7 protein-coding genes and 2 pseudogenes are annotated in these 9766 nt (G+C 64.0%); 6 read left to right on the forward strand and 3 right to left on the reverse strand.

What is annotated here, in order from left to right; all coding sequences use genetic code 11:
• The 6 genes and pseudogenes from HX613_RS21895 to HX613_RS21920 form a co-directional block, all read left to right on the forward strand.
• A pseudogene (locus tag HX613_RS21895) lies at positions 1–1384 on the forward strand (cytochrome ubiquinol oxidase subunit I); the annotation flags it as partial.
• Between the two features lie 12 nt (positions 1385–1396).
• Positions 1397–2418, forward strand: a pseudogene (gene cydB, locus HX613_RS21900) (cytochrome d ubiquinol oxidase subunit II).
• The gene (locus HX613_RS21905) at positions 2415–3602 is read left to right on the forward strand and encodes an ABC transporter transmembrane domain-containing protein (RefSeq protein ID WP_235347209.1); all 1188 of its coding nucleotides are present in this window, start codon (positions 2415–2417) and stop codon (positions 3600–3602) included. Before cydB (HX613_RS21900) ends, HX613_RS21905 begins: the two are co-directional and overlap by 4 nt.
• Positions 3599–4192, forward strand: a complete 594-nt coding sequence (locus HX613_RS21910; RefSeq protein WP_235347210.1) for an AAA family ATPase — start codon at positions 3599–3601, stop codon at positions 4190–4192. The genes HX613_RS21905 and HX613_RS21910 overlap by 4 nt, the downstream gene beginning before the upstream one ends.
• Positions 4193–4264: 72 nt before the next feature.
• Entirely contained in the window at positions 4265–4618 is a 354-nt protein-coding gene (locus HX613_RS21915; RefSeq protein WP_235347211.1) for a hypothetical protein, read from the forward strand.
• A complete protein-coding gene (locus HX613_RS21920) occupies positions 4597–4830 on the forward strand; it encodes a hypothetical protein (RefSeq protein ID WP_235347212.1) in 234 nt (77 codons plus the stop codon). The genes HX613_RS21915 and HX613_RS21920 overlap by 22 nt, the downstream gene beginning before the upstream one ends.
• A gap of 317 nt (positions 4831–5147) precedes the next feature.
• On the opposite strand, the gene HX613_RS21925 is transcribed toward HX613_RS21920, so the two are convergent.
• The 3 genes from HX613_RS21925 to HX613_RS21935 all read right to left on the reverse strand — a co-directional run.
• Positions 5148–7259, reverse strand: a complete 2112-nt coding sequence (locus tag HX613_RS21925) for an ABC transporter transmembrane domain-containing protein (RefSeq protein ID WP_328285022.1) — start codon at positions 7257–7259, stop codon at positions 5148–5150.
• Positions 7141–8277: a cytochrome d ubiquinol oxidase subunit II gene (gene cydB, locus HX613_RS21930; protein WP_328285021.1), complete on the reverse strand. Its 1137-nt coding sequence runs from the start codon at positions 8275–8277 to the stop codon at positions 7141–7143. Before cydB (HX613_RS21930) ends, HX613_RS21925 begins: the two co-directional genes overlap by 119 nt.
• Before the next feature lie 109 nt (positions 8278–8386).
• Positions 8387–9766: cytochrome ubiquinol oxidase subunit I (locus HX613_RS21935; protein WP_235347214.1), on the reverse strand; the 1380-nt coding region annotated here is incomplete at its 5' end.

Consider the following 9766-nt stretch of genomic DNA (forward strand, 5'->3'; position numbering starts at 1 on the left):
CATCATGGGTGTGGCGACCGGCCTGGTCAAGGAGTTTCAGGTCGGGTATGGCTTGGAGTGAGTATTCCCGTTTTGTCGGGGAACGTCTTCGGTGCGCCGCTGGCGCGCTGGAGCCCTGCTCGCGTTCTTCCTGGAGTCGACATTCCTCGGACTCTGGATCTTCGGCTGGGGCAGACTCCTCGTGCTGTCCATCTGGGCAGCCTCTGGTGCGCGGTCATCGGGTCATGGATCTCCGCCTACTTCATCATCGTCGCCAACTCGTGGATGCAGCATCCGGTCGGCGTCGAGATGGTCGACGGCAGGCCGGTGATGACCGATGTCTGGGCAGTGCTGACGAACAACACGGCGATCGCCGCCTACACGCACGCGCTGTGCGGGGCGCTGGCTGTCGGCGGCAGCTTCCTGCTCGGAATCTCCTGGTATCACCTGTACCGCCGGCGCAAGGACGGCATTGACACCATCGGATCCGACGGAAAGGTCGTCGTCGGCTCCGCTCCCGACGTGCCCGGACGAGATGCCATCGACCACCAGGTCTGGATCCGTTCTCTGCGCATCGGCGCGGTCGTCGGCATCGTCGCCTTCGCCGGTGTAGCGATCACCGGCGACATCCAGTCAAAGCTCATGTTCGAACAACAGCCCATGAAGATGGCCTCCGCTGAAGCCGCCTGCCACGATGGAACAGAGTTCTCGGTGCTCACGATCGGAGACCCCTCCTCGAACGACTGTGACGGCGTTGAGAACGTGTTCGAGATCCCCGGTCTGCTGTCCTTCCTCGCCAATGGCGACTTCAACACCCCGGTCCACGGTGTGACGACTCTGCTTTCCTGACTACCAGGAGAAGTACGGCACCCATCTGCCCGAGGATGAACGCTACGGCCAGCATTCCGGCGAGAAGATCGACTACCAGCCCATCATGATCGTCACCTACTGGGGCTTTCGTCTCATGATCGGATTCGGCATGATCGCAGCGGGAGTCAGCGCTCTGGCACTGTGGCTGACGCGCAAGGGCACCGTCCCCGCCTCGGCCTGGCTGATGCGCGGGGCCCTCGTGTCCATCACAGCACCCTTCATCGCGAACTCCGCCGGCTGGATCTTCACGGAGATGGGACGTCAGCCGTTCGTGGTCGCGCCGAATCCCGCACGACAGGACGCTGTGTACATGTTCACCCAGGCAGCGCTGTCACCCCAACTCACGCCGGCGATGCTGCTGTTCTCCTTGATCAGCCTCAGCCTTGTCTACGGCATTCTCATGGTTGTCGAACTGCGGCTGCTCATCGTCTACATCAGGGGAGGGGTGGCCTCGGCGATGCCTGAGGTCACGAAGACCAACCACACCCCGCGGATCACGAACGACGAAGACGACGTCCTGTCGTTCGCGTACTGAGGAGAAGACACGATGGAAATTCTCGCCACGATCTGGTTCGTCCTCATCATCGTCCTGTGGACGGGGTACCTGTTCCTCGACGGGTTCGACCTCGGGTAGGCATGCTGATGCCGGTGCTGAGCCGTACCGAACGGCAGAAGCGGGTGCTGCTCAACACGATCGGGCCGACATGGGATGGCAATGAAGTGTGGCTGGTCACCGCGGCCGGGGCCACGTTCGCAGCCTTCCCACATTGGTATGCCTCCCTGTTCAGCGCCCTCTACATACCGCTGACGCTGTGCCTGCTGGCATTGATCTTCCGCGCCGTCGCCATCGAATATCGCGGCAAGGGACACAGTCAGGCGTGGAAGTCCTTCTGGACCTGGGCGATGGCCGTGGGGTCGGCTGGAATCGCGTTCTTCATCGGTGCCATGCTCGCCATCACCTCCAGCGGGCTGCCGCTGAATGACAACGGTGACATCGTCGGCGGGGCATTCGCCTGGATAGGGTGGCCGGCAGTCTTCGGCGGTTTGGGCGGAGTCGGCTTCGCGCTCGTCCACGGCCTCATCTTCCTCGGTCTGAAGACGCAGGGCGACATCCGAGACAAGTCTCAGCGGTGGGCGCGGAGGATGCTGCTGCCGTGCTCGATCGGCTTCCTCATCTGGTTCGGTCTCTCCATCACCCAGCGCCCATGGCTCATTGCTGTGGTCGTCGCAGCGGTGATCGCGCTGGGAGCGACGTACTTCGCTGTGCGGTCCGGGGCGGAGAAGGCAGCCTTCGCTCTGCACGGGTTCTACCTCGTGCTCGGACTCTTCGCCGTGTTCGCCGGGGCCTATCCCAACGTGCTGCCCTCAACACTGGACTCCGCGAACTCGTTGACAATCGCCTCGGCGTCGTCATCGGACTACACGCTCACGGTGATGCTGGTCGTGACCGTGATCTGCCTGCCGATCATCATCGGCTATCAGATCTTCAGCTATCGCATGTTCCTGGGCCGTATCGCCGAGACCCACATCCCCGAAGCCCACCGTGTGCCGGTGGCGATCAGGTCATGAGATCCCCACTGCGGATCCTGCTCGATCTGCCGGGCGGTCAGCGCGGATTCTGCCTCTCCCTGTTCAGCGCCCTGGCTCGGGCCGTGGGCATCGTGCTCATCGCCGAGGCTCTGGTGCGATCAATCATCGGGTCAAGCCCCGTCGCGGTCTGGGCGGTGCTGGGGCTGCTGGGAGCGGCTCTGCGCGGAGCGAGCCTCTGGACGGATCATAGTCTGGGGACGTCTCTGGCTGCTGCGAACAAGCAGCGGCTGAGGTTCTCGATCCTACGATCGCTCCTCGCCGGGCGCGGGCAGCCGCGAATGAACACGGCAGTCACCGTCACACGCGGCATCGACGACCTCGACGACTACTTCACGACCGTAGTGCCGGCGCTGAGCGCCGCAGCGGTGGTGCCGCTGACGCTGCTGATACGGATCGTCTTCACCGATGTCCTCTCAGCGGTCATCATCGCGCTGTGCCTGCCGTTGGTGCCGGTCTTCATGATCCTCATCGGCCGGTTCACGCAGGCTTCGACAGCCGCCAGCACCACAGCACTCGAACGTCTGTCCGACCACCTCGCCGAGCTGGCCGAAGGGCTGCCCGTGCTCATCGGGCTCGGGCGATCCAGGGACCACGCGCACACCCTGCGTGCTTTGGGGGAGAAATACCACAGCGCGAACCTCGCCACGCTGCGTATCGCGTTCCTCTCGAGCCTCGCCCTCGAACTCATCGCCACGATCTCCGTGGCTCTCGTCGCCGTCGTCATCGGGCTGCGCCTCGTCTCTGGAACCATGGACCTGAGCTCCGGACTCTTCGTCCTGCTCCTGGCTCCCGAGTGCTTCACTCCGTTGCGCGAACTCGGCGCCGGATACCACGCCAGCGAGAACGGCCGCGAGGCACAGGATCGTGCCCACGCGCTGATCGCAAGCACCGACAGTGCGACGACGGAAGGGCTCGACGGCGACGATATGTCCGGTGTCGGTGCGGCAGGTTCCACTGCGGCAGGTGCCGGTGCGGCCAGTGATGCAGACACTGGCGCCCGGCACGGCGTCATCTATCCGAACGGAACGACGATCGAGTGGAACGGTGACTTCCCGACCACTCCCGGCATCACTGCGGTTCGAGGAGCCTCGGGCGCAGGAAAGTCGACGATTCTGGCAGCGCTGGCCGGTCATCTGCCGGCACGGGCCAAGACCACACGATGAGACCGCGCCGAGTCGCCTTCGTCCCACAGGCTCCACGTATCTTCGGTGCGACGATCGGCGCCGAGCTCGAGGTCTACGGTCTCCCACACTCACAACTTGGGACTGCACTGCGCGGAGCCCGTCTGCCTGAGGACCCGACGATGTCGACATCAGCTCTGAGCCCTGGCCAACTTCGTCGACTCGCCTTCGTCCGGGTGCTCCACCTGGTTGACGGCGACGGGGAGACCCTCGTCCTCGACGAGCCGACTGCTCATCTCGATGATGACAACGCTCAGATCATCATCGACATGATCGCCGAGGCGGCAGTTCGTGTGCGAGTCATCCTGGCCAGCCATGACGACCGGGTCGTCGCACTCGCCGACGACGAGATCATTCCCAGGAAGCCCAGCCCGGGCACGCCCGCAGCAACGTCAGCACGGCCGCGCGCGCAGGAAACTGAATCGGATGCCGATCAGGCGCAGATCCGGGATCCGATCCGCGCAGTCATGTCCCAGCGGCCTCGCATGCCGACTCAGCCACACTCGACGACCCGGTGGTACGCACCGCCCCAACGAGGCTCACCGAGCCTACGATGCCCGCCGATGCTGTGATGCCCGCCGATCCCGCAGCGGCTGGCAGAACACAGAGAGCGGAAGCAGTGGGCGAGGACCACGGCTCGGCACATGAAAGTCGAAGAGCGGCTCTTCGTCGCCGGTTTCTCGCTCCTGCGGTCGAGTATGCCTCTCTTCACCCCGAACATGATCATTGCTCTGCTCTCATCCTGCGCCTCCAGCCTGGCGGCAATCGCACTGACTGCAGTCTCCGCCTGGCTCATCGTCGAGGCGTCATACCAGCCTCCCATCATGATCCTCATGGTCGCCATCGTCGGCGTGCGGTTCTTCGGACTGAGTCGATCAGTGCTGCTCTATCTCAGTCGCTCAAACTGCACTCGGCGATCTTCGCATCCTTGGGCAGACTGCGATCTCGTCTTTGGGAGCACTTCGAAGCAGTCGGCATGGGGGATCGGAAGCTGCTGACCTCTGATGCCGCGCTGCGCACCATGGTCTCCGATGCCGATGATGTTCGGGACCTGATTCCCCGGACTCTGTTCCCGCCTGTCGCTTCGTCGTTGGTCTTTCTCGCCGTGCTCATCGCGGCCTGGGCGCTCGACCCGGCGACGCTGCCGGTGTTCCTGGCGCTCGGAGCTCTCACACCTGGTCGTGGTGCCAGCAGCAGTGATCTGGAGTGAAAGCGGCCTCGCTGGCCGAGTCCGAAAGCTCCGCAGCCGGATACTCTCCGTCCTGGCTCGGGCACTGAATGAGAGTATCCGGCTGCGTGAGCTTTCGGACTCGCCAGCGAGGCCGCTTTCACTCCAAATCACTGCTGCTGGCACCACGCCAGGTTGAAGCTCCGAGCGCCAGGACACCGGCAGCGTCGCCGGTCGAGCGCCCAGGCCGCGATGAGCACGGCGAGAAAGACCAACGACGAAGCGACAGGCGGGAACAGAGTCCGGGAATCAGGTCCCGAACATCATCGGCATCGGAGACCATGGTGCGCAGCGCGGCATCAGAGGTCAGCAGCTTCCGATCCCCCATGCCGACTGCTTCGAAGTGCTCCCAAAGACGAGATCGCAGTCTGCCCAAGGATGCGAAGATCGCCGAGTGCAGTTTGAGCCGACTGAGATAGAGCAGCACTGATCGACTCAGTCCGAAGAACCGCACGCCGACGATGGCGACCATGAGGATCATGATGGGAGGCTGGTATGACGCCTCGACGATGAGCCAGGCGGAGACTGCAGTCAGTGCGATTGCCGCCAGGCTGGAGGCGCAGGATGAGAGCAGAGCAATGATCATGTTCGGGGTGAAGAGAGGCATACTCGACCGCAGGAGCGAGAACCGCGACGAAGAGCCGCTCTTCGACTTTCATGTGCCGAGCCGTGGTCCTCGCCCACTGCTTCCGCTCTCTGTGTTCTGCCAGCCGCTGCGGGATCGGCGGCATCACAGCATCGGCGGGCATCGTAGGCTCGGTGAGCCTCGTTGGGGCGGTGCGTACCACCGGGTCGTCGAGTGTGGCTGAGTCGGCATGCGAGGCCGCTGGGACATGACTGCGCGGATCGGATCCCGGATCTGCGCCCTGATCGGCATCCGATTCAGTTTCCTGCGCGCGCGGCCGTGCTGACGTTGCTGCGGGCGTGCCCGGGCTGGGCTTCCTGGGAATGATCTCGTCGTCGGCGAGTGCGACGACCCGGTCGTCATGGCTGGCCAGGATGACTCGCACACGAACTGCCGCCTCGGCGATCATGTCGATGATGATCTGAGCGTTGTCATCATCGAGATGAGCAGTCGGCTCGTCGAGGACGAGGGTCTCCCCGTCGCCGTCAACCAGGTGGAGCACCCGGACGAAGGCGAGTCGACGAAGTTGGCCAGGGCTCAGAGCTGATGTCGACATCGTCGGGTCCTCAGGCAGACGGGCTCCGCGCAGTGCAGTCCCAAGTTGTGAGTGTGGGAGACCGTAGACCTCGAGCTCGGCGCCGATCGTCGCACCGAAGATACGTGGAGCCTGTGGGACGAAGGCGACTCGGCGCGGTCTCATCGTGGTCTTGGCCCGTGCCGGCAGATGACCGGCCAGCGCTGCCAGAATCGTCGACTTTCCTGCGCCCGAGGCTCCTCGAACCGCAGTGATGCCGGGAGTGGTCGGGAAGTCACCGTTCCACTCGATCGTCGTTCCGTTCGGATAGATGACGCCGTGCCGGGCGCCAGTGTCTGCATCACTGGCCGCACCGGCACCTGCCGCAGTGGAACCTGCCGCACCGACACCGGACATATCGTCGCCGTCGAGCCCTTCCGTCGTCGCACTGTCGGTGCTTGCGATCAGCGCGTGGGCACGATCCTGTGCCTCGCGGCCGTTCTCGCTGGCGTGGTATCCGGCGCCGAGTTCGCGCAACGGAGTGAAGCACTCGGGAGCCAGGAGCAGGACGAAGAGTCCGGAGCTCAGGTCCATGGTTCCAGAGACGAGGCGCAGCCCGATGACGACGGCGACGAGAGCCACGGAGATCGTGGCGATGAGTTCGAGGGCGAGGCTCGAGAGGAACGCGATACGCAGCGTGGCGAGGTTCGCGCTGTGGTATTTCTCCCCCAAAGCACGCAGGGTGTGCGCGTGGTCCCTGGATCGCCCGAGCCCGATGAGCACGGGCAGCCCTTCGGCCAGCTCGGCGAGGTGGTCGGACAGACGTTCGAGTGCTGTGGTGCTGGCGGCTGTCGAAGCCTGCGTGAACCGGCCGATGAGGATCATGAAGACCGGCACCAACGGCAGGCACAGCGCGATGATGACCGCTGAGAGGACATCGGTGAAGACGATCCGTATCAGCAGCGTCAGCGGCACCACCGCTGCGGCGCTCAGCGCCGGCACTACGGTCGTGAAGTAGTCGTCGAGGTCGTCGATGCCGCGTGTGACGGTGACTGCCGTGTTCATTCGCGGCTGCCCGCGCCCGGCGAGGAGCGATCGTAGGATCGAGAACCTCAGCCGCTGCTTGTTCGCAGCAGCCAGAGACGTCCCCAGACTATGATCCGTCCAGAGGCTCGCTCCGCGCAGAGCCGCTCCCAGCAGCCCCAGCACCGCCCAGACCGCGACGGGGCTTGACCCGATGATTGATCGCACCAGAGCCTCGGCGATGAGCACGATGCCCACGGCCCGAGCCAGGGCGCTGAACAGGGAGAGGCAGAATCCGCGCTGACCGCCCGGCAGATCGAGCAGGATCCGCAGTGGGGATCTCATGACCTGATCGCCACCGGCACACGGTGGGCTTCGGGGATGTGGTCTCGGCGATACGGCCCAGGAACATGCGATAGCTGAAGATCTGATAGCCGATGATGATCGGCAGGCAGATCACGGTCACGACCAGCATCACCGTGAGCGTGTAGTCCGATGACGACGCCGAGGCGATTGTCAACGAGTTCGCGGAGTCCAGTGTTGAGGGCAGCACGTTGGGATAGGCCCCGGCGAACACGGCGAAGAGTCCGAGCACGAGGTAGAACCCGTGCAGAGCGAAGGCTGCCTTCTCCGCCCCGGACCGCACAGCGAAGTACGTCGCTCCCAGCGCGATCACCGCTGCGACGACCACAGCAATGAGCCATGGGCGCTGGGTGATGGAGAGACCGAACCAGATGAGGAAGCCGATCGAGCACGGCAGCAGCATCCTCCGCGCCCCCCGCTGAGACTTGTCTCGGATGTCGCCCTGCGTCTTCAGACCGAGGAAGATGAGGCCGTGGACGAGCGCGAAGCCGACTCCGCCCAAACCGCCGAAGACTGCCGGCCACCCTATCCAGGCGAATGCCCCGCCGACGATGTCACCGTTGTCATTCAGCGGCAGCCCGCTGGAGGTGATGGCGAGCATGGCACCGATGAAGAACGCGATTCCAGCCGACCCCACGGCCATCGCCCAGGTCCAGAAGGACTTCCACGCCTGACTGTGTCCCTTGCCGCGATATTCGATGGCGACGGCGCGGAAGATCAATGCCAGCAGGCACAGCGTCAGCGGTATGTAGAGGGCGCTGAACAGGGAGGCATACCAATGTGGGAAGGCTGCGAACGTGGCCCCGGCCGCGGTGACCAGCCACACTTCATTGCCATCCCATGTCGGCCCGATCGTGTTGAGCAGCACCCGCTTCTGCCGTTCGGTACGGCTCAGCACCGGCATCAGCATGCCTACGCCGAGGTCGAACCCGTCGAGGAACAGGTACCCCCGTCCACAGGACGATGATGAGGACGAACCAGATCGTGGCGAGAATTTCCATCGTGTCTTCTCCTCAGTACGCGAACGACAGGACGTCGTCTTCGTCGTTCGTGATCCGCGGGGTGTGGTTGGTCTTCGTGACCTCAGGCATCGCCGAGGCCACCCCTCCCCTGATGTAGACGATGAGCAGCCGCAGTTCGACAACCATGAGAATGCCGTAGACAAGGCTGAGGCTGATCAAGGAGAACAGCAGCATCGCCGGCGTGAGTTGGGGTGACAGCGCTGCCTGGGTGAACATGTACACAGCGTCCTGTCGTGCGGGATTCGGCGCGACCACGAACGGCTGACGTCCCATCTCCGTGAAGATCCAGCCGGCGGAGTTCGCGATGAAGGGTGCTGTGATGGACACGAGGGCCCCGCGCATCAGCCAGGCCGAGGCGGGGACGGTGCCCTTGCGCGTCAGCCACAGTGCCAGAGCGCTGACTCCCGCTGCGATCATGCCGAATCCGATCATGAGACGAAAGCCCCAGTAGGTGACGATCATGATGGGCTGGTAGTCGATCTTCTCGCCGGAATGCTGGCCGTAGCGTTCATCCTCGGGCAGATGGGTGCCGTACTTCTCCTGGTAGTCAGGAAGCAGAGTCGTCACACCGTGGACCGGGGTGTTGAAGTCGCCATTGGCGAGGAAGGACAGCAGACCGGGGATCTCGAACACGTTCTCAACGCCGTCACAGTCGTTCGAGGAGGGGTCTCCGATCGTGAGCACCGAGAACTCTGTTCCATCGTGGCAGGCGGCTTCAGCGGAGGCCATCTTCATGGGCTGTTGTTCGAACATGAGCTTTGACTGGATGTCGCCGGTGATCGCTACACCGGCGAAGGCGACGATGCCGACGACCGCGCCGATGCGCAGAGAACGGATCCAGACCTGGTGGTCGATGGCATCTCGTCCGGGCACGTCGGGAGCGGAGCCGACGACGACCTTTCCGTCGGATCCGATGGTGTCAATGCCGTCCTTGCGCCGGCGGTACAGGTGATACCAGGAGATTCCGAGCAGGAAGCTGCCGCCGACAGCCAGCGCCCCGCACAGCGCGTGCGTGTAGGCGGCGATCGCCGTGTTGTTCGTCAGCACTGCCCAGACATCGGTCATCACCGGCCTGCCGTCGACCATCTCGACGCCGACCGGATGCTGCATCCACGAGTTGGCGACGATGATGAAGTAGGCGGAGATCCATGACCCGATGACCGCGCACCAGAGGCTGCCCAGATGGACAGCACGAGGGAGTCTGCCCCAGCCGAAGATCCAGAGTCCGAGGAATGTCGACTCCAGGAAGAACGCGAGCAGGGCCTCCAGCGCCAGCGGCGCACCGAAGACGTCCCCGACAAAACGGGAATACTCACTCCAAGCCATACCGAACTGAAACTCTTGGACCAGGCCGTCGCCACACCCATGATG

The organism is Brevibacterium sp. UCMA 11754 (genome assembly GCF_021532275.1).
Taxonomy (GTDB): domain Bacteria; phylum Actinomycetota; class Actinomycetes; order Actinomycetales; family Brevibacteriaceae; genus Brevibacterium.